Origin of the sequence: Actinomadura barringtoniae, assembly GCF_017573505.1 — a bacterium.
GTDB lineage: Bacteria > Actinomycetota > Actinomycetes > Streptosporangiales > Streptosporangiaceae > Spirillospora > Spirillospora barringtoniae.
The window spans coordinates 1-21,316 of the sequence record NZ_JAGEOJ010000023.1; the positions used below are offsets into that span (position 1 = coordinate 1).

The 21,316-nt window shown below is 74.6% G+C and carries 10 protein-coding genes; 9 read left to right on the forward strand and 1 reads right to left on the reverse strand.

Features of this window, described 5'->3' with window-relative positions:
- Nucleotides 1-95: 95 nt before the first annotated feature.
- Nucleotides 96-1,838: a RelA/SpoT family protein gene (locus J4573_RS42600; RefSeq protein WP_208261871.1), complete on the reverse strand. Its 1,743-nt coding sequence runs from the start codon at nucleotides 1,836-1,838 to the stop codon at nucleotides 96-98.
- Nucleotides 1,839-2,162: 324 nt separating this feature from the next.
- On the opposite strand from J4573_RS42600, the gene J4573_RS42605 reads away from it, so the two are divergent.
- The 9 genes from J4573_RS42605 to J4573_RS42645 all read left to right on the forward strand — a co-directional run bounded on the left by J4573_RS42605 (nucleotide 2,163) and on the right by J4573_RS42645 (nucleotide 21,315).
- On the forward strand, nucleotides 2,163-3,266 hold the full coding sequence (locus tag J4573_RS42605) for an alpha/beta fold hydrolase (RefSeq protein ID WP_208261872.1): 1,104 nt from the start codon (nucleotides 2,163-2,165) through the stop codon (nucleotides 3,264-3,266).
- 251 nt (nucleotides 3,267-3,517) lie between these two features.
- Complete coding sequence (locus J4573_RS42610) at nucleotides 3,518-10,774, forward strand: type I polyketide synthase (protein WP_208261873.1); 7,257 nt, start codon at nucleotides 3,518-3,520, stop codon at nucleotides 10,772-10,774.
- A gap of 143 nt (nucleotides 10,775-10,917) precedes the next feature.
- On the forward strand, nucleotides 10,918-15,426 hold the full coding sequence (locus tag J4573_RS42615; protein WP_208261874.1) for a type I polyketide synthase: 4,509 nt from the start codon (nucleotides 10,918-10,920) through the stop codon (nucleotides 15,424-15,426).
- On the forward strand, nucleotides 15,419-15,706 hold the full coding sequence (locus J4573_RS42620; protein ID WP_208261875.1) for an acyl carrier protein: 288 nt from the start codon (nucleotides 15,419-15,421) through the stop codon (nucleotides 15,704-15,706). The genes J4573_RS42615 and J4573_RS42620 overlap by 8 nt, the downstream gene beginning before the upstream one ends.
- Nucleotides 15,707-15,713: 7 nt before the next feature.
- Nucleotides 15,714-16,481, forward strand: coding sequence for an alpha/beta fold hydrolase (locus tag J4573_RS42625; protein WP_208261876.1), 768 nt, complete (start codon nucleotides 15,714-15,716; stop codon nucleotides 16,479-16,481).
- Nucleotides 16,423-17,277 carry an alpha/beta fold hydrolase gene (locus J4573_RS42630; RefSeq protein WP_208261877.1) on the forward strand — a complete coding sequence of 285 codons (855 nt, stop codon included), beginning with the start codon at nucleotides 16,423-16,425 and terminating at the stop codon, nucleotides 17,275-17,277. The genes J4573_RS42625 and J4573_RS42630 overlap by 59 nt, the downstream gene beginning before the upstream one ends.
- Nucleotides 17,274-18,509: a glycosyltransferase gene (locus J4573_RS42635; RefSeq protein WP_208261878.1), complete on the forward strand. Its 1,236-nt coding sequence runs from the start codon at nucleotides 17,274-17,276 to the stop codon at nucleotides 18,507-18,509. The genes J4573_RS42630 and J4573_RS42635 overlap by 4 nt, the downstream gene beginning before the upstream one ends.
- Nucleotides 18,506-20,407 (forward strand): class I SAM-dependent methyltransferase, encoded by a 1,902-nt coding sequence (locus J4573_RS56425; RefSeq protein ID WP_208261879.1) that lies wholly within the window; start codon nucleotides 18,506-18,508, stop codon nucleotides 20,405-20,407. Before J4573_RS42635 ends, J4573_RS56425 begins: the two co-directional genes overlap by 4 nt.
- A complete protein-coding gene (locus tag J4573_RS42645; protein ID WP_208261880.1) occupies nucleotides 20,404-21,315 on the forward strand; it encodes a hypothetical protein in 912 nt (303 codons plus the stop codon). Before J4573_RS56425 ends, J4573_RS42645 begins: the two co-directional genes overlap by 4 nt.
- Nucleotide 21,316: the final 1 nt, after the last annotated feature.

Below are 21,316 nucleotides of genomic sequence, written 5' to 3' on the forward strand. Positions count from 1 at the left end.
ACACCCCACCCACCCCGGCCTGACCACAGCGCCGATCTTGCTCTGAGCGCCCCATTTCGGGGCCTGCAGGGGCGCTGAGAGCAAGATCGGCGCGGTTATGCGGGGTCGAAGCGGGAGAGCAGGGTGTCCAGGGTGAGGGCGCCGGTGCTGAGCGCCGCGTACATGTGGTCGATCTCGGCATAGCCGAGGTCCCGGGCGACCGCCAGTGAGTCGCCGTGCGCCTCGGCGGTCAGCAGGTCCACCCGCTTGCCCGCGAGCGCCCGTACGAGCCGGGTCCGCCCGGCCGTCGCGTTCTCCTCGGCTCGGCGGTCCGCGATCCACTGCTGGATGTGCACGCGGGCGGGCGCGGTGACCGCGAAGGCGAGCCAGTCCTCCGACGGCGCGCCGTCGGGGTCGGTGAGGATCTCCACCACGTTGCCGCTGCGGACCTCGGCCGACAGCGGGGCGAGGCGCCCGTTGACGAGGGCGCCGATGCTCCGGCCGCCGGTCTCGGCGGCGAGCGCGTAGGCGAAGTCGAGCGCGGTCGCGCCCGCCGGGAGCATCACGATCTCCCCGGCGGTGGTGAACACCGCGACGTTGCCCGAGGCCAGGTCCGCGCGCAGCCCGGCCAGGAACTCCGCCGACGGAACGTCGGACTGCCAGGCCAGCAGCCGGCTCAGCCACACCAGGTCGCGGCGGCCCGCGACGGCGTCCGCGGTGGCGACGCCGTTCCCCGCGTCGCGGATGTGGGCGACGATGCCGTACTCGGCCACCGGGTGCATGGCGCGGTTGCGGATGATGACGTCCAGCGGGTCGCCGTCCGGGCTGATCACCCGGGTGTGCAGCGACTGGTACATGTTGAACTTGGGCAGCGCGATGAAGTCCTTGACGTGGCCCGGGATCGGGTGCAGCGCCGCGTGCACCGCGCCGAGCGCCACGTAGCAGTCCTGGTCGTCGCCGTCGATCAGGAGCAGCAGCCGGGCCGCCTCGCACGGCCGCAGCCCGGCGAGGTCGCCGCCGCGCTCCTGGTGCACCGCGTACAGGTGCCGCGGCCTGATCTCCAGCCGGCCGCCGACGCGCTGCTCGCCGAGCGCGGAGCGCAGCCGCGTCAGCGCGGGCCCGAGCGCGGTGCCGGTGCCGCGCAGCGCCACCCGCACGGCCGCCTCGGCGAACGCGTGCTCCTCGGGGGCGCGGGCGGCGAAGGCCAGGTCGTCCATCTCGCGCTTCAGCACGTGGATGCCGAGCCGTTCGGCGAACGGGACCAGCAGCTCCAGCGACGCCGTGGCGTAGCGGGCGCGCTTGTGCGGCGGCTGGTAACGCAGCGTCCGCAGGTTGTGGAGCCGGTCCGCGAGCTTGATCACCAGCACCCGCAGGTCCGCCGCCGCGGCCAGCACGATCTTGCGGAACGTCTCGGCCTCGGCGCGCTCGCCCCACCGCTCGCCGTCCAGCTTGGTGACGCCGTCGACCAGGACGGCGACCTCCTCGCCGAAGTCGGCCCGTACCTCGCCGAGCGTGTAGGGGGTGTCCTCCACGGTGTCGTGCAGCAGCGCGGCGACCAGCGTGGTGGTGTCCATGCCCATGCCCGCCAGGATCATCGCGACGGCCAGGGGATGGGTGATGTACGGGGCGCCGGACTTGCGGAGCTGGCCGCGGTGCAGCCGTTCGGCGACCTCGTAGCCGCGCAGCAGCTCGCTCTCGTCACCGGCCGGGCAGGCGGCACGGTGGGCGACCAGCAGCGGCGCCACCGCCGAACGGACCGGATCGCGGGCGGCGGCCCGCGCGGCCTCGCGGCGACGCAGCAGATCCAGGGGCGATCGCCGAGCCGCCCCTGGTGAACCCGCCGGATTGAGGGTCGTCATACGCACCCACTTGGCCGCCATGCCCCGGAGCGCCGTTGCTACGGGGTGTAACTGGCATTATGCGCGATGTCGCCATGACCACGCGAGAGCGGGGCCGTCTCCCCACCCGGGTGACCTGCGACCATGCCGGGCGGGCGGCGGCTCGGCGGCGGCGAGGCGGCGGCGGGCTGAGATTGACGCGTTCTTTTCGGTCACCCCTGCGCGGCGGGGTCAAGATGAATTAACACGCCCTTCACAGGTATGTGATATGAGTCTCATAAGGCCGGTGTAGAAAGAGGTCGCACGCCACTATTCGCCCCTCGAATGGAGACGGATAATATCGCGATGATTCTCTCCCCTCGGAGCCTGCGGGCCGCCGCGTCCAATGTCACGAGCAAAGTGCTGTACGGCCATGTGGGCGACCTGCGCCCGATGCCGACGGAGATGATCGACGACGCGCCCAAGCGATCGGTGTTCCGCTACCGGTCCCCCGAGGGGGTGATCCCGGCCGGGCCGCCGGTGCTGTTCGTTCCGCCGCTGGCCGCCCCGGCCCGCTGCTACGACCTGAGGCGCGGCTGCAGCCTCGCCGAGCACGTGGTGAACGCGGGCCGCCTCAGCTACCTCCTGGACTACGGCCCGATCGCCTACGCCGACCGTGACCTGGGCTTCGAGGAGTGGGTGGGGGAGATCCTGCCGGGCGCGATCCGCGCGGTGAGCAAGGACGCGGGCGGCCAGCCGGTCCAGCTCGTCGGCTGGTGTCTGGGCGGCATCTTCTCGCTGCTGGCCGCGGCGAACGACCCGGACCTGCCGGTCGCCTCGGTGGCCGCGATCGCGACCCCGATCGACACCAGGGCGGTCCCGCTGGCCGCGCCGCTGCGCCCGCTGTCATGGGTCACCCGCGGCATGGAGGTGTCGGTGCTGCACACATTGTTCGGCGGAGTGCCGCAGCCCCTGGTCAAACGCGCTTATCAGCTCGTCGGGTTCGACAAATACGTGCTGCGTCCTTACGTCATGCTGACCAATCTCGACAACGCCGAGTTTCTGGCCCAGATTGAGGCCGTCGACCACTTCACCAACACCATGCTCGCCTATCCGGGCCGTACCTTGGAACAGCTTTATGCAGCGCTCCTGCGGAAGAACGCGCTGGCCGGGGACGGTATCGAGATCGGTGGCCGGGTCATCCGGCTGAGTGAGGTGAAGGTGCCGGTGCTGGCCATCGCCGGGCGGGGCGACGGGCTGGCCCCCATCAAGGCGGTCCATCCGCTCACCCGGCTGCTGAGCGGCTCCGAGCGGGTCCGCTTCGAGATCGCGCCGGGCGGGCACCTCGGCGTGCTCACCGGCCGGTCCGCCCGTACGACGACCTGGGCGCACCTGGACCGCTGGCTGGACGAGGGCACGGTGCGTCACGGCATCCGCCCGCCGCGCCGCGAGGGCGCCGTCACCGTCTGACCCCGGACGGCCCCCGAAACCTCCAACTCGAGCCCCCGGGTTTTCCCCGCGTCAAGGGAGGCCCCAGGAACCCTCTGGACGGCCCGTAATCCGCCCGATCACGGGTGTGTCGCCTGAGTGATCCGGCCGCTACCGATCGTAAGGTGGCGCAGCGTCGCGGGCCCTTGCCCGCGACCGGATCGACTTGAGGGTTCTTCGAGCCGCGCCGGCCACAGGGTCAACGGGCCGCGCGGGACGTCTGGGGGCAGTGGATGACGGCGGACAGGGTCGAGGTTGCGGAGGGCCGGGCCGGGCGGGAACGAGCGCGGCCGGTCACCGACGCGCGTCCCCCGGCCGAGATCATCGGGGTGGGCCCGTTCGGCCACACCTCGCCGCGGCTGACGGTCGCGGTCGCGCGCGCCGGCGGTCTCGGCGTGCTGGACCTGGGCACCGACAGAGACCGTGCGCTGGCCGCGCTCGCCGAGGTGGGCCGCTGGTGGAAGGGCACGTTCGGCGTGCGGGTCGCGGCGGGTTGCGGGGTGCTGCCCGGGGACCTGCCGGACGCCGTGGACACGGTGGTCGTGGACGCGGCGGCCACGAGGCCCGTCGCGGGGCCGGGCCGGATCGACGCCGCGTCCCTGGCCCGGGGCCGCCGCCTGCTGGTCGAGGTCGTCTCCCCTGAGGAGGCGCTCGCCGTCGCGGGCTGGGCGGGCCTGTCGGGGCTGATCGCGCGCGGGTGCGAGGCGGGCGGCCGGATCGGCGACCTCACCACGTTCGTGCTGCTGCAACGGCTGCTGAGCGACGCGCGCGTGGACGTGCCGGTGTACGCGGCGGGCGGCATCGGGCCGCACACCGCCGCCGCGGCCGTCGCGGGCGGCGCGGCCGGGGTCGTGCTCGACACCCAGCTGGCGCTGGTCCGAGAGATGGAGCTGCCCGCCGACGTCGCCGCCGCCGTCGCGGCGATGGACGGCAGCGAGACCAGGATCGTCGCCGGGCACCGCGTCTACACCCGCCCCGACCTGCCCGAGATCGACCTGACCGGGCTGGACCTTTCCGGGATCAACGCGCGGCTCGGCGCCACCGGCCTTGCGGGCAGGCTGCTGCCGGTCGGCCAGGACGGCGCGTCCGCCGGGTCGCTGGCCGCCCGCCACAAGACCGCGGGCGGCGTCGTGCAGGCCGTGCGCGAGCAGATCACCGCGCACATCCGCGCCGCGCTCCGCGCCGAGCCGCTGGCGCCCAAGGACAACCCGCCCGGCGCCCCGATCAGCCGCGACTACCCGGTCGTGCAGGGGCCGATGACCCGGGTGAGCGACCGGTCCGCGTTCGCCGCCGCGATCGCCCAGGACGGCGGGCTGCCGTTCCTGGCGCTGGCGCTGATGGGCGGCGACGAGGTGCGCGAGCTGCTGCTCGACACCGCCGACCGGCTCGGCGACCGGCCGTGGGGCGTCGGCGTCCTCGGGTTCGCGCCGCCGGAGCTGCGCGAGGCGCAGCTGGCCGCCGTGCACGAGGTGAAGCCCCCGTACGCGGTGATCGCGGGCGGGCGGCCGTCCCAGGCGACGCCGCTCGAAGAGGCCGGGATCAGCACCTACCTGCACGTGCCGTCGCCGGGGCTGCTGGAGCGGTTCCTGGCCGAGGGCGCGCGCAAGTTCGTCTTCGAGGGGCTGGAGTGCGGCGGGCACGTCGGGCCGCGCGCCAGCTTCCCGCTCTGGGACGCCCAGATCGAGCGGCTCATCGCGTTCACCGACGCCCACCCGGACGCGGCCGCCGAGATGTCCATCATGTTCGCGGGCGGCGTGCACGACGAGCGTTCGGCCGCCATGGTCGCGGCGCTCGCCGGTCCGCTGGCCGAACGCGGCGCCGACATCCGCGTGCTGATGGGCACCGCCTACCTGTTCACCTACGAGGCCGTCGCGGCGGGGGCGATCCTGCCGGGCTTCCAGCGGGCCGCCGTCGAGTGCGACGGGACCACGTTGCTGGAGACCTCGCCGGGGCACGCCACACGCTGCGCGCGCACCCCGTACGTCGAGGCGTTCGAGGAGGCCCGCCGCAAGCTCGAAGAGGCGGGCACGCCGCGCAAGGAGATGTGGCAGCGGCTCGAGGAGCTCAACCTCGGCCGCCTGCGCATCGCGGCCAAGGGCCTGCGCCGTGCCGTGGCCGACGTCGGCAAGGGCGGCCTGGAGTCGGTGGAGACCGAGGACCAGCGCCGCGAGGGCATGTACATGATCGGCCAGGTGGCGGCGCTGCGTTCGGCCACCACCAGCATCACCGGCCTGCACGAGCAGGTGACGACGGGCGCGACGTGCTTCCTGTCGGCCCGCGCGGCCATGCTCGGCATCGCGCCCGCGGAGGAGTCCCGCACCGAGGCCGCGCCGTCCGACATCGCGATCGTCGGCATCGGCTGCGTCTTCCCCGAGTCGCGCGACGCGGGAGAGTACTGGGCCAACATCGTCGGCGGCGTGGACGCGGTCACCGAGGTCCCGGCCGAACGCTGGGACCCGGAGATCTACTACGACCCGGCGGCCACCAAGGTCGACTCGGGCGCCAAGACGCCGTCCAAGTGGGGCGGCTTCCTGCCGGAGATCCCCTTCGACGCGCTGTCGTACGGAATCCCGCCGAACTCCCTGGCCAGCGTCGAGCCGATGCAGCTGCTCGCGCTGGAGGTCGCGGCGCGGGCCCTCGCCGACGCCGGTTACGAGGACCGGCCGTTCGACCGTTCGCGCACCTCGGTGTTCTTCGGCGCGGAGGCGGGCACCGACCTCGGCACCGCCTACAGCACCCGCGCGCTGCTGCCCAAGTACTACGGCGAGGTGCCCGAGGGCCTGGACGAGCAGCTCCCGCGCCTCACCGAGGACTCCTTCCCCGGCGTTCTCACCAACGTCATCGCGGGCCGTATCGCCAACCGCCTCAACCTCGGCGGCGCCAACTACACCGTGGACGCCGCGTGCGCCGCCTCGCTGGCCGCGCTCGACGCCGCCTGCAAGGACCTGGTCGCCGGAACGAGCGACATGGTCCTGTGCGGTGGCGCGGACCTGCACAACGGCATCTACGACTACCTGCTCTTCTCCTCGGTGCACGCGCTGTCGCCGAGCGGCCGCTGTGCCACGTTCGACTCCAAGGCCGACGGCATCGCGCTCGGTGAGGGCGTCGCGTGCGTCGTGCTCAAGCGGCTGGCCGACGCCGAACGCGACGGCGACCGGGTCTACGCGGTCATCAAGTCGGTCGCGGGATCCAGCGACGGCCGTTCGCTCGGCCTCACCGCCCCGCGCGTCGAGGGCCAGCGCCTCGCGCTGGAGCGCGCCTACGAGCGCGCCGGCGTCGGCCTGAACGAGGTCGGGATGGTCGAGGCGCACGGCACCGGCACCGCGGTCGGCGACCGTACGGAGCTGACCACGCTCACCGAGACGTTCGCCGAGGCCGGGGCGAGGCCCGGCAGCATCACGCTCGGCTCGGTGAAGTCGCAGATCGGCCACACCAAGTGCGCCGCGGGTCTCGCCGGGCTCATCAAGACGGCCTACGCCCTGCACACCGGCGTGCTGCCCGGAACGCTCCATCTGACCGACCCCACCAAGGCGTGGGACTCGGCGACCAGCCCGTTCGCGTTCGGCACGGCCTCCCGCCCCTGGGCGGCGGCGCCGGGCGAGCGCTTCGCGGGACTCAGCGGCTTCGGCTTCGGCGGCTCGAACTTCCACGCCGTCCTGGCCGGCTATGACGGCGCTCCGGAGCCTGTCTCCGGGCTCGCCGACTGGCCCGCCGAGCTGTTCCTGATCCGAGGGGCCGACCGCGCCGCGGCCCGTTCGGAGCTGGAGCGGCTCGGCGGGCTGCTCAACCGCAGGCCACGGCCGCGCCTGCGCGACCTCGCCAGGACGTTCGCGACCGGCGACGGCCCGGTGCAGGTGGCCATCGTCGCCACCGGCGTGGACGACCTGGCCGCCAAGCTCGACGCCGCCCGCGACTTCCGTTCCGCGCCCGGCGTGGTCGTCGCCGACTCTGCGCGAAGCGCCCCCTCCGGCGCGGGGGGCGTGGGGGGTCGTCCCCCCTCGGGCGACGCTGTCCGCGACGGCGGAGACCAGGAGGCGGCCGGGCAGGTCGCGTTCCTGTACCCGGGCCAGGGCAGCCAGCGGCCGGGGATGCTCGCGGACCTGTTCGTGGCGTTCCCCAGGCTGCAGCGGCTGCTGCGCCTGGCCGAGGGCCGGTACGCGGGGACGATGTTCCCGCCCGCCGCGTTCACGCCCGAGGACGCCGACCGGCAGCGCGAGGCGATCACCGACACCCGGGTCGCCCAGCCGACGCTCGGCATCGCGGGCCTGGCCGTCCACCGGCTGCTCACCGAGCTCGGCGTCCGGCCGGACCTGGCGGGCGGCCACAGCTACGGCGAGCTGGTCGCATTGTGCGCGGCCGGCGTCTTCGGCGACGACGACCTGATCTCGCTCAGCGCCGCCCGCGCCGAGGCCATCCTGGCCGCGGCGGGCGACGGCGACCCGGGCGCGATGGCGGCCGCCGCCGGGACGCTGGAGGAGGTGCGCGCCGCGCTCGGCGGCGTCTCCGAGGTCGTGATCGCCAACCACAACGCGCCGCGCCAGGTCGTCATCTCCGGCTCCACGCCGGCGCTGGAGAAGGCCCTGGCGGTGCTGGCCGAGCGCGGCGTGTCCGCCAAGCGCATCCCGGTCGCCTGCGCGTTCCACAGCCCGCTCGTCGCGGGCGCGTCCGCGACGCTGCGCGCCGAGCTCGGCGGGCGCGACCTGCGCTCGCCCGCGTTCCCCGTGTGGTCCAACACCACCGCCGCGCCCTACGACACCGACCCGGCCGAGCTGCGCGCGACGCTCGCCGGTCAGGTCGGCGCGCCGGTCCGGTTCGTCGACCAGATCGAGGCGATGTACGCGGCGGGCGCCAGGGTGTTCGTCGAGGCCGGGCCCGGCCGGGTGCTGACCCAGCTGGTCGGCAAGATCCTCGGCGACCGGCCGCATACCGCGGTCGCGGTCGACGCGCCGGGCGAGGGCGGTCTGGAGCGGCTGCTGCAGGCGCTCGCCGAGCTGGCCGTCGCCGGCGTCCCGGTCGACCCGCAGCCGCTGTTCGCCGGCCGCGACGCGCGCCCGGTCCCCGCCACCCCCGTCCGGCCCGCGGGCTGGACCGTCAACGGACATCTCGTACGCACCGCCGACGGCGGTCATCTGAACAACGCGCTGCGGCCCGCCGAGCGGGTCGCGCTCCCCTCAGGAGGAAGCATGGGCGAGTCCGAAAGTGTGCCGAGCGCCTCCGAAGCGGCGGTCCTCGAATACCTGCGCACCAGCCGCGAGCTGGTCGCCGCGCAGCGCGACGTCGTGCTCGGCTACCTCGGCACGGCGCCGCCCGCGATCGTCACCCGCCCGGTCGCCCCGGCCGCGCCGGTCCCGGCGCCGCGCGCGGTGTACGCGGGCGAGGTCGTGAAGACCCCTACCGCCGAGCCGGCCCAGGCGGCCGCGTCCGCACCGGCACCGGCCGCCGCCGAGCCCGAGCCGGAAGCCGCGAAGCTCAGCGCCGACGACATCCGCGCCGCCGTCCTCTCGGTGATCGGCGCGCGGACCGGCTACCCGGAGGAGATGCTCGGCGCCGACCTCGACCTGGAGGCGGACCTGTCCATCGACTCCATCAAGCGCACCGAGATCATCGGTGAGCTGGCGGAACGGGTGGGCCTGACGACCGCCGGGGCGCGCCTGGACGAGTCGATCGTCGAGCAGCTCGCCCGTATCAAGACCATCGGCGAGATCGTCGACTGGATCAGCGGCCACCTCGGCGTCGCCGGGGAGGACGAGCAGGAGGCCGCCTCCCGCGACTCGGCGGGCGCCTTCCAGGCCGAGCCGCAGGCCACGGTCGCGGCGCAGCAGGGTGGTGGCGGGTCCGCCGCGACCGCCGTCATGACCGAGCCCCGTACCGAGGCCCCACCCGTACCGCAGCAGGCCGCGGCACCCGCCCCGGCCCAGGCCCCGGCCCCGGCACCCGCGCGGGTCGCGCCGCCCGCGCCCGTCGCGCCGGTCTCGCCGGTGACGCCCGCACCGACGCCGCCGCCGGTTCCGCCGGCGGCCGAGGGCCCGCAGGCCGGGGCGCCGCTCCGGCAGGTGATCCGGCTGGCCGACCTGCCGACGCTGCCCGCGCCCGAGCCGGTCGCCAACCGCTTCGCCCGGCGCCGGTTCGTGATCGTGGACGACGGCTGCGGCATCGCGCTGGAGCTCGCCGACCTGCTGGAGCAGCAGGGCGCCCAGGTGCGCACCCCGCTGGAGCCCGACGGCCCGTGCGACGGCCTGATCCACCTCGCCGCGCTGCGGCCCGGCGGCGCCCCGGTGCTGCCCGGCGCGTACGGCGGCATCCGCGACGCGCTCGCCGGCGGCCTGCGCTGGCTGGTGCTGGCCAGCGGCGCGGGCGGCACGTTCGGCCGCCACTTCGACGGCAGCGGCATCGGCGACCCGACGGCCGGGGCGGGACTGCGCGGCCTGGCCCGCACGATCGCCCAGGAGTACCCGGAGATCCTGGTCCGCGCCGTGGACGTCGACACCAAGGACATCCCGCGCGCGATCGCGCTGCGGATCCTGGCCGAGATGCTGGACGCCGAGGCGCCGGTCGAGGTCGGCCTGGACGGCGACGCCCGCCGCACGCTCACCGTCACGCCCGCCGAGCTGCCCTCGCTGAACGGAAGCGCCGACCCGGTGGCCCACGGCCTGGACCTGGACTCCAGCGGCGTCGTGCTGCTGACCGGCGGCGCCCGCGGCATCACCGCCCGTGTCGCCCAGCGGCTGGCCCGCACGACCGGTTGCCACATCGAGATCATCGGCCGAACGCCCGAACCCAAGCCGGAGCCGGGCAGCGAGCCTGGCGACGGCGGCGCCGGGGCGCTCGACGCGGTCGGGCTGCGCCGCGCGCTCGTCGCACAGGGCGGCCGCACGCCCGCCGAGATCGAGGCCGCGATCCGCCGCATCCTCGCCGAGCGCGAGGTGCGCGCCACCCTGGAGGAGCTGCGCGGCGCCGCCGCCTCGGTCCGCTACCACGCGGCCGACGTGCGCGACCCGCAGGCCGTGCGCGCGATCGTCGAGGACGTCTACGTGCGGCACGGCCGGCTGGACGGCGTGATCCATGGCGCCGGGCTGCTGGAGGACCGGCTGGTCCGCGACAAGGCGCCCGAGTCGTTCAACCGGGTCTACCGCACCAAGGTCGCCGGGGCGAGCGCGCTGGCCGCCGCGGTCCGGCCCGACCTGCGCTTCTTCGTGGTCTTCGGCAGCATCTCCGGCGTCTACGGCAACCGCGGCCAGGCCGACTACGCCGCCGCCAACGACGCCTGCGACACCCTGGCCCGCGTCTGGCGGACCGACCTGCGCGGCCGGATCCTGGTCGCCGACTGGGGCCCCTGGGCGGGCGGCGGCATGGTGTCGCCCGAGCTCGCCCGCGAGTACGCCCGCCGCGGCATCGCGCTGATCGAGCCCGAGGCCGGCGTCTCCGCGCTGCTGCGCGAGATCGCCACCGGCGACGAGGTCCAGGTCGTGTTCACCGGGGCGGCCAGGTAGAGCAGCGAGACGAGGCGGAGCCAGGCCATGAACGCGAGCAGCCGCGCGACGGCTGGACTGAGGAGCGCAGGGAGCTTGCGACCGGAGCGACGAGGGAAGCCGTCGCGCGAAGACGGCTGCGAGCCGCCGAGCGGAGCGAGGCCATGAACGGGGAGCCGATCGCGATCGTCGGCGTCGGGGCGATCTTTCCCGGCGCCGGGTCGGCGGCCGAGCTGTGGCGCAACGTCCGCGCCGGGGTCGACGCGATCACCGACGTTCCGGCGGACCGCTGGGACCCGGCGCTCTACTACGACCCCGAGGCGTACGGGCGGGCGCCGCAGAGCGACAGGTTCTACTGCCGCCGCGGCGGGTTCGTCGACGACCTGGCCACCTTCGACCCGGCGCGGTTCGGCATCATGCCGGCCGCCGTCGCCGGGATGGAGCCCGACCAGCTGCTCGCGTTGCGCACCGCCGCCGAGGCGATCGCCGACGCGGGCGGCGACGAACGGCTGCCCGACCGGGCGAAGATCGGGGTGGTCATCGGCCGCGGCGGTTACATCACGCCGGGCGTGGCCCGCTTCGACCAGCGCGTCCGCACCGCCCACCAGCTGACGTCGGTGCTGGCCGAGCTGGTGCCGGGGCTGGAGGCCGAACGGCTGGACCGGATCCGCGCCGCGTTCTGCGAACGGCTCGGTCCCGACAGCCCGGACGCCTCGATCGGGCTCGTGCCGAACTTCGCCGCGTCCCGGATCGCCAACCGCTTCGACCTGCGCGGTCCTGCCTACACGCTCGACGCGGCCTGCGCGTCGTCGCTGCTGGCCGTCGAGCACGCCGTACGGGCGCTGCGCTCGGGGCAGTGCGACGCGATGCTCGCCGGGGCCGTCCACCACGCGCACCACGCCACGGTGTGGAGCGTGTTCAGCCAGCTGCGGGCGCTCAGCCCCAGCCAGACGATCCGCCCGTTCGACCGGTCCGCCGACGGCACGCTGCTGTCGGAGGGCACCGGGATCGTGCTGCTGAAGCGGCTGTCGGACGCCGAGCGCGCGGGCGACCGCGTGCACGCGGTGATCCGCGGCGTCGGCTCGTCCAGCGACGGCCGGGCGAGCAGCATCATGAGCCCGCTGGTCGAGGGCCAGGTCCTGGCCGTCGAACGCGCCTGGGCCGACGCCGGGCTCGACCCGTCCGCGCCGGACGCGCTCGGGCTCATCGAGGCGCACGGCACCGCCACGCCCGCAGGCGACGAGGCCGAGCTGGAGACGCTGCGCCGGGTGTTCGGCGCCGACGGACCGCCGCTCGCGCTCGGCACGGTCAAGTCGATGATCGGCCACGCCATGCCCGCGAGCGGCATCGCCGGCTTGATCAAGACGGCGTGCGCGCTGCGCGACGGCGTCCTGCCGCCCACGCTGCACCTGGACGAGCCGCACCCGGCGATGGCCGGCACGCGCCTGCGTCCCGTACGGGAGTCGACGACGTGGGAACGGCCCGCCACCGGGGCGCGCCGCGCCGTAGTGAACGCCTTCGGCTTCGGCGGCGCCAACGCGCACGTGATCCTGGAGGAGCCGCCGTCGGCGCGCGACGCGGCCGGCGGCCCGATCCGGGTGATCGGGTCGCCCCAGGTCGCCGAGGGCGAACTGCGCCTGGCCGCCCGTACGGAAGAAGAGCTCACCGCGCTGCTGTCGGCGCCCGACGAGGAACTGCTCGCGCGCGCAGCGGCCGGGGAGGAGCCGCCGGACCTGCCGGTGCGGCTGGCGATCGTCGACCCGACGACCCGGCGGCTGGACCTGGCACGCGCGATCGTCCAGCGCGGCACGCCCTGGCGCGGGCGCAGCGACATCTGGTTCACACCGAAGCCGCTGCTGTCCTCTGGCGGGCGGCTGGCGTTCCTGTTCCCCGGGTTCGAGCCGTCGTTCGAGCCGCGGGTGGACGACGTCGCCGACCACTTCGGGATGGAGCGGCCCGGGCTCACCGGCCGCACCGACCTGCTCGGCCACGCCGCCGACGTCATCGCGGTCGGGCGGCTGCTGAACGACGTGCTCGGCGAGCTCGGCGTCGTGCCCGACATCGCGGCGGGCCACAGCCTCGGCGAGTGGACCGCGATGATCGCCTCGGGCATGTACCCGGCCGACGCGGTCGAGGCGTTCATGGCCGCGCTCGACCACGACACCCTGGACGTGCCCGACGTGGCGTACGCGGCCCTCGGCTGCGGCGCGGACCGGGCGATGGAGGCCATCGGCCTCCTGAACGAGGTCGTGGTCAGCCACGACAACTGCCCGCACCAGTCGGTGATCTGTGGCCCGCCCGGCGCGGTGCGCGAGGTCCTGAACCGGCTCGGCTCGGAGGGGGTGCTCGGGCAGGAGCTGCCGTTCCGGTCCGGCTTCCACACGCCGATGGCCGAGTCGTACATGGGCCCGGTGCACCGCTCGTTCGAGGCGCTGCCGATCCGCCCGCCGCGCGTGCCGCTGTGGTCGGGGACGACGGTCGCGCCGTTCCCGTCCGAGCCGGGCGAGGTGCGGCGGCTGGTCGTCCAGCATCTGCTGGAGCCGGTGCGGTTCAGCGAGCTGACCGAGGAGCTGTACGGCGTGGGCGTGCGCGTCTTCGTCCAGGTCGGTCCCGGCAGCCTGACCGGCTTCGTGGGGGACCGGCTGGGCGACCGCGAGCACCTGGCGCTGGCGGTCAACGTGCCCAAGCGCGACGGCATCGCGCAGCTGCGCCGCGTCATGGCGGCGCTGTGGGTCGAGGGCCACGGATCGGCCCCGCAGAACGAGACGCCCGCGAGCGGGACCGGGATGCGGCTGGACCTCGGCACCCCGCTGATCAAGCTGAACGGCACGGTGCCGCCGCTGAACGTGGCGCCTGTGTCGGGCCGCCCTGGGACCGGCGCCCCGTTCGGCATGCCGAGCATGGCGCCGCTGCCGATCGACTCGCCGGTGATGGCCGAGCTGGACGCGCTGCTGCGCGACGCCGCCGACAGCGCCCAGATCGTGCTGGAGGCGCTCGGCACCGGCGCGGTGCGGCCCTCGCCCGGTGACGCGGCTCCGGCCGTGACCGAGCTGACCACCTCGCGGGTCTTCTCCGTCGATGCCATGCCGTACGTGCTGGACCACTGCCTGATCCCGCAGCCCGCCGGCTGGCCCGAGACCTCCGACCGCTTCCCGGTCGTGCCGCTCACCACGCTGCTGGAGGTGATGGCCGAGACCGCGCGGGAACTGTTCCCCGAGCTGGTGGTCATCGGCTTCGAGGACGTGCGCGCGCTGCGCTGGGTCGTCGCCGACCCGGCCACCACCGCCGACATCCAGGCGGTCGTGGTCGACTCCGACCGCAGCGGCGTGCGCCGCGTGAAGGTGGTCATCAAGGGTCACACCGACGGGACCGTGCTGCTGGCCGAGCGCTATCCCGCGCCGCCGAGCCCGGACCGTACGCCGCTGGACCGCGAGGGCACCCCGGCGGTGACCGCCGACCGGTTCTACGCCGAGCGGTTCATGTTCCACGGGCCGCTCTACCAGGGCGTCTCGGAGATGACCTCGCTCGCGGCCAACGGCCTGCGCGCGGCGCTGACCTCGCTGCCCACGCCGGGCGCGCTGATGGACAGCGCCGGGCAGCTGTGCGGCCACTGGATCCAGATCTACGGCGACAAGGACCAGACCGTCTTCCCGATCGGGATCGAGCAGGTGTCCTGGTACGGGCCGCTGCCGCCCGCCGGTGAACGGCTCGGCATCACGGTCTGGAACCGTACGGTCTCCGACACCACCATCAAGTGCGACGCGGAGATGCTCGCGCCCGACGGGTCGGTCTGGGGCCGCATCGACGGCTGGACCACGCACCGGTTCTACACCGACGAGCCGGTGTGGCGGATGAAGTTCACCCCGGAGGTGTCGGGCATCGGCGAGCCGCAGCCGGGCGGCTGGTGCCTGGCGCGGCGCCGCTGGGACGGCACGTCGTCGCGGGATCTGCTCATGCGGCAGTACCTGTGCGCGGCCGAACGCGCCGAATACCAGGCGCTCACGCCGCGCGCGCAGGGACCGTGGCTGCTCAGCCGCATCGCGATCAAGGACGCCGTACGGCACTGGCTGTGGGACCGCGGGCACGGCCCGCTCTTCCCGGCCGAGCTGACGGTGTCGATGTCGGACGGCGAGGACGGCGACGCGCGGCCGGTCGTGCGCGGGCCGTTCGAGCCGGACCTGACCGTGTCGGTCGTGCAGACCGACGAGTTCGGCGCGGCGATCGTACGGCCGCGGCCCGAACCGACCGGCATCGGCATGCGCCCGGTGACCGGCCACCCGCAGGTGCCCGACCAGGCACCCGGCCTGGTGATCGGCACCGTGCCCGGTCAGCAGAACGACCCGGCCGCGACCGGCGGGCCCGGCGGGTCCGGCGGCGACGGCCTGCTGACCGAGGGGGAGCGGGCGCTGCTCGCGCGGCTGCCCGGCGACCGCGCGACCGAGGCGACGCGCCTGGCCGCGGCCAAGGACGCCGCCGCCCGCGCCGCAGGCGGGGCGCACGGCCCGGACGGGTTCGTGGTCACCGCCGCCGACACGGGCCGGCTGCTGGTCGCCGCGCCGGACTCGATCACGGCCGTGGAGTCCAGCGTCCTGGAGGGACACGTCGTGGCCTGGACGGTCACGGCACAGCACAGGGGCGACACCGAGAAGACGGAGGAGAACGGCAATGAGTGATGAGGGTGTGCTCGGGGAGGTCGTCGCGATGCTCGTCGACGTCGTCGGCGAGGACTTCCTGCTGGACGTCGAGGTGGGGCCCGCGACGACCTTCAACGACGACCTGGCGCTGGAGAGCATCGAGTTCGTGGCGCTGGCGGAGAAGCTGCAGCGGCGCTACGGCGGCCGGGTCGACTTCGCCGCGTTCATCGCCGGGATGGACCTGGACGAGATCATGCGGATGACCGTCGGCGACCTGGTGGCGCACATCGAGTCGCGGCCCGAGCCCGTGGGGGTCTGATCCCTTCATGGCGTTCGTGAGCGCGCGGGGGGTGCGCTTCCACGTCGTCGACCTCGGACGGGACCGCGGCGGCGCCGCGCCGGTGGTGATGCTGCACGGGCTGTTCACCGGCAGCGCCGCCTCGTGGTTCTTCACCGTCGCGCCCGCGCTGGCCCGGTCCTGCCGGGTGCGGCTGCCGGACTGGCGCGGGCACGGGATGAGCGAGCGGACCCCGTCCGGCTACGACACCGCGACCATGGCCGACGACCTGGCCGCGCTGACCGGCGACCTGCCGCCGTTCGCGGTCGCCGCGCACAGCTACGGCGCGGCGGTGGCGGTGCGGTTCGCGCTGAGCCGCCCCGGACGGGTCTCCCGGCTCGCGCTGATCGACCCGCCCTTCGAGGGAGACTCGGCCGCCATCGCCCCCTCGCTGGTCCCGTCGCAGGCGGGTCGCAGGTCGGCCGCGGGGCGCCGTACGGCCGCGCTGGTCGAGGAGACCAGCCTGCTCAAGGACCTGGCCGCCGAGCCGGCGGTCGGCGAGGACGAACTGCGGGCGCTCGGCGACCTGCCGGTCCTGTCGGTGGTCGGGGCGGACTCGCCGTTCCGTGCGTCCGGCGACCTGGTCGGGCGGGCGCTCCCGGGCGCGCGGCGGCACGTACTGAACGGCGGGCACGACCTGCACATCACGGCACGGGCGCGGCTGACGCCCCTGCTGACCGACTTCCTGGGGGAGACACATGGCCGAGGTGACCGCACGCGGGATCCGATTCCACGTCCAGACGATGGACCCCTGTGATCCCGATCAAGCCAGCCAAGCCGATCAAGCCGACGCGCCCGTGGTGGTGTTCATCCACGGGCTGGTCATGGACAACCTGTCCAGCTTCTACTACACGCTCGCCGGGCCGGTCTCGGCGGCCGGGGCACGCGCCGTCCTGTACGACCTGCGCGGGCACGGCCTCTCGGAGCGGACCACGACGGGCTACTCGGCGGCCGACGCGGTCGCGGACCTGTTCGGGGTGCTGGACGGCCTCGGGCTGACCGCGCCCGTCTACCTGGTCGCCAACAGCTTCGGTGGCGTCGTCGCGCTGAACGCGGCGCTGGCCCGGCCGGAGCGGATCGCGGGCCTGGTGCTCGTGGAGTCGTACGGTCCGGCCGAGCGCGCCGGCGAGTGGACCGAGGACATGCTGAACACGCTCGGCAAGTCCGCGCTCGTTCTGGAGTACGAGCGGCTCGCCGACCAGCTGATGGCGATCGGGTGGCGGCAGCGCGGGCGGCAGGCGCAGACCGCCGACGCGCTCATCAACGGCACCAGCCTGCTCGACGACCTGGCCGCGGTGGAGCCGATCCGGCCCGTGGACCTGGCCGGGGTGTCGTGCCCGGTGCTCGCGGTGTACGGGGAGCACTCCGACGTTCTGGACGCCGGGAAGCTGCTGCTGCGGTCGGTCGCGGACTGCACGCTGCACGTTCTGCCCGGTCATGCCCACACCGTTCTGCGGGAGGGGACGGCCGAGCTGCTGGAGGCGCTGTTGCCCTGGCTGGCACATCAGGCGGGAACGCGCGTTCCGGCCCTGGCCGGGGGTGCTGCGCTGTGAGCCGCCGCAGCCGCCGGGTGCAGGTGCCGTCCCTGTTCGGGGAGCCCGCCAAGCCCGCCGAGCCCGAGGTCAAGACCAGCCGGTTCTTGTTCGCCGTGCCGCCGCTGACCGGGCACGTGAACCCGACCGTCGCGGTGGCCGCCGAGCTGACGCGGCGCGGGCACGAGGTCGCCTGGGTCGGCCATCCCGGCAGCCTGGAGCCGCTGCTGCCGTCCGGGGCGCGGGTCTTCCCGGCCGAGGACGAGGCGTTCACCGCCAAACTGGAGGCCGCGCGCCGCGACTGGATGGAGCTGCGCGGACCGGCGGCGCTGAAGTTCCTGTGGGAGGAGTTCATCGTCCCGCTGGGCCACGCGATGATGCCGGGCGTCGAGGCCGCCATCGACGAGTTCGAGCCCGACGTCGTCATCTCCGACCAGCAGGTGCTCGCGGCCCCGGTCGCCGCGAGGCTGCGCGGCCTGCCGTGGGCGACGTCGGCGACGACCTCGGCGGAGTTCACCCGGCCGCTCGCCGGGATGCCCAAGGTCGAGGAGTGGGTGCGCGAGCAGATCGCCGACTTCCAGCTCGACTACGACCTGGAGGACCTGCTCGACCTGCGCTTCTCCGATCATCTGGTGCTGGCGTTCTCCACCGACGCGATGATCGGCGACACCTCGTTCTTCCCGGATCACTTCGCGTTCGTGGGACCGGCGCTCGGCCGCCCGCCCGGCGGCGACTTCCCCTGGGAGTGGCTGGACGGCGAGCGGCCCGCGGTGCTGGTCTCGCTCGGCACGATCAACGGCCCGGCGGGGGAGCGGTTCTTCCAGGTCGCCGCCGACGCCGTACGGGACCTGGACGTGCAGGCGGTGTTCGTCGCGCCGGAGGGCGCGGTCACCGAGCCGCTGCCCAACGTGCTGGTCCGTGACCACGTGCCGCAGCTCGCGCTGCTGGAGCGGCTGTCGGCCGTGGTGTCGCACGGCGGCCACAACACCGTCTGCGAGACGCTCGCCAGCGGGCTGCCGCTGGTGGTGGCGCCGATCCGCGACGACCAGCCGGTGATCGCGAAGCAGGTCGCCGAGGCCGGGGCCGGGCTCACCGTGCGCTTCACCCGCGTGCAGGCCGAGGAGCTGCGGAAGGCGATCTCGTCGGTGCTGACCGAAGGCGCCTACCGGGAGGCGGCGCAGCGCGTCCGCGACTCGTTCGCCGCGGCGGGCGGTGCCGCGCAGGCTGCGGAACGGCTGGAGAAGCTCGCGTGAACTGGATTCCCGCTCTCGTTCCCGCGCTGCTGGCCGCCGACGCGGTCAGGGTCCGGCTGCGCCTGGCGCCGCTGCGCCGCGTGCGGGTGGACGAGCGCGGCCGGGAGCGGCCGGTCGAGCGCGGCCGGGAGCGGTCCGCCGCGCCCGCCGAACGCCGGGAGCGGTCGGTCGAGGCCCTGGCCGGCGGCACGCACGGCGCCCTCACGGTCGAGGGCGCGGTCGTGACGGGGCGGGTGCGCCGCGCTGCGATCGAGCACGCGCGGGGCACCGGGGTCCAGGTGCTCGATCTCGTTCCGTCGGATCTGCCGGTCGAGCGGGCGCTCGATCTCGCGCGGCTGGTGAATCCGCGTTCCTACCGTGCCAACCCGCTCGCGCCGGGCCGTGGCGCCGGGGTCGCGGTCCTCGCCGACGGTGAGGTGCTGAGCCGGGCCGGGCTGCCGCCCGGTCCGCTCGACCCGGGCGATCTGGGGGCGGCGACGGCGCGGCTGCGCGCGTTCGCCCGCGTCGACGCGCGGAAGGGCGTGGCCGCCGGCCTGGCCGTCGTGCCGTGCCGTACGCCGCGCGTCCCGGTCTGCCGCGGCCGCCGGGCGTGGCTGCGCGGGCTCGGCGTCGCGCCCGCCCGCGTCCTCGCGCGTTCAATGGGGGCGTACGCGCTGGTCCTGGCGGCGCTGCTGGCCGACCCGCTCTGGGGGCTGGTGGCGGCGGCGGTCTACTCCCTCTCCCCGTACCTGATCTTCACCGGCGGGCCGATCTCGCCCCGCGACCTGCATCTCGCCTCGCTGCTCCGGCTCGTACGGACGCCGTGGAGCTGGTGGCGGACGCTCGCCGAGCGCCCGTCGTCGTGGGAGCGCCGCGGCACGGCCGTGCGCGAGCAGGCTCGGGCCTCCTACCAGGCCGAGTACGCGCGCGGCGTCGGCCGTTTCCTCGGCCCGGCGCGCGATGACTGCCCGTGGTGCGGCTCGATCGCGGTCAGCCGGTACGTGACCAGCGGCGACATCGTCCAGATCAAGGCGGGCCGGTTCACGCTCGAACGCTGCCGGGACTGCGGCCACGTCTTCCAGAACCCGCGCCTCAACGCGGCCGGGCTCGAGTTCTACTACCGCGACTTCTACGACGGCGTCGGGGCCGAGGCCGCGGGCCGGATGTTCGCGCGGCAGGGCAGGTACTACCGTTCCCGCGCCGACCTGGTGCGCCGCCACCTGATGCCGCGCAACTGGCTGGACGTCGGCACCGGTCACGGCCACTTCTGCCGTACGGCCTCGACCATGCTGCCCAGCACCGCGTTCGACGGCCTCGACCAGGGCACCGGCGTCGGCGAGGGCGCGCGCCGGGGCTGGCTGCGGCGCGCCTACCAGGGCCAGTTCACCGAGCTGATGGACGAGCTGTTCGGCCGCTACGACCTGATCAGCATGCACCACTACCTGGAGCACACCCTCGACCCGCTCGCCGAGCTGGACGCCGCCGCCAAGATCCTCGGCCCAGGCGGCCACCTGCTGATCGAGCTGCCCGACCCCGAGTCGCTGTTCGGCCGCGCGTTCGGCCGGTTCTGGGTGTCCTGGCTGCAGCCGCAGCACCTCCACATGATCCCTGTCGGCAACCTGGAAGAGGCCCTGGCCGTCCGCGGCCTGCGCGTCGTCGCCCGCCAGCGCCGCGCCGCCCACCAGCGCTACGACGTGCTCTTCCTGGTGCTCCTCCTGCTCCGCACGTTCGGCCCGGACGCCGACCGTCCCTGGGCCCCCGCCCCTCCGACCCTCCGGGACCGGGCCCTGCGCGCCCTCGCGATCGGCTGCGCCGTGCCCCTGGTCCCGCTCGCGGTCCTGCTCGACAGGCTCGTGGTGCCGCTGATCCCCGGCACGAGCAACGCCTACCGGGTGCTGGCACGAAAGGACGAAGGTTGATCAACACCGAACTCGCCGTCGACCCGGAGGTCCGGGTCACCGCGCACGTCTACGAACGGGCCTACGGGAGCGCGCCCGCCGGAGCCTGGCGCGCGCCCGGCGGCATGGTCCTGCTGAACGGCAGCCCGGCGTCCCTGGGCGTCGCGCTCCCGTGGGGCGTCATCATCGCCGCCGGAGTGACCGACGACGGCTCGACCGAGCTGTACTCGATGAACCACCACGCCGACCGCTTCTCCATCGGCCGCGGTCGCCTGCCCACCGCGCTGGCGTCCGGCGCCGTTCCCGCCTGGGCGGTCCCCACGGTCGAGGCGCTCATCGCCCAGGAGGCCCCAGGGGTTCGCCTGGTCGTGAACTGCGAGCTGCCCGCCGCGACCGAGCTGCTGACGGGTGCGGAGACCGCCTGCGTGGTGTCGATGGTGCTTGAGGCGCTGTGCGGGAAGCCCGAGCTGCCGAACGAGTCCGCCTCGTACAACGTCGCCCGCCATGCCCGCGAGGCTCACGCTCTCGTGGGGACCGAGCACCTGCCGGCCGAGCACCTGCCGTGCGACCTGACCGCCGCAGGGCTGCGCCTGCTCATCATGGACGTGGGCGTTTCGTCAGGGCCGGGCGCCCGTACGGTGGATGCCCTGCCGATCGCCGCACTGCGCGCCGGAAACCTTGCCGCTCTCGGGCCTGCTTTGACTGAGGCCCACGTTCCGGGCGAGTCGACTCTGGACACCGCCTTGGCCGCCGCGCTCTCGGCAGGCGCGTTGGGCGGCCTGGCGGTGGGCCGCTGCGCCGTGGCCCTGGTTCCCATGACCGCCGTACCGAACGTTCGGGCAACGGTCACCGCCGCGCTGTCGTCAGCCCGGCGCCCGCCGCGCTTCCTCACCGCGGTCCCGGCCGCCGGAGCCACCCGGGCGATCTAAG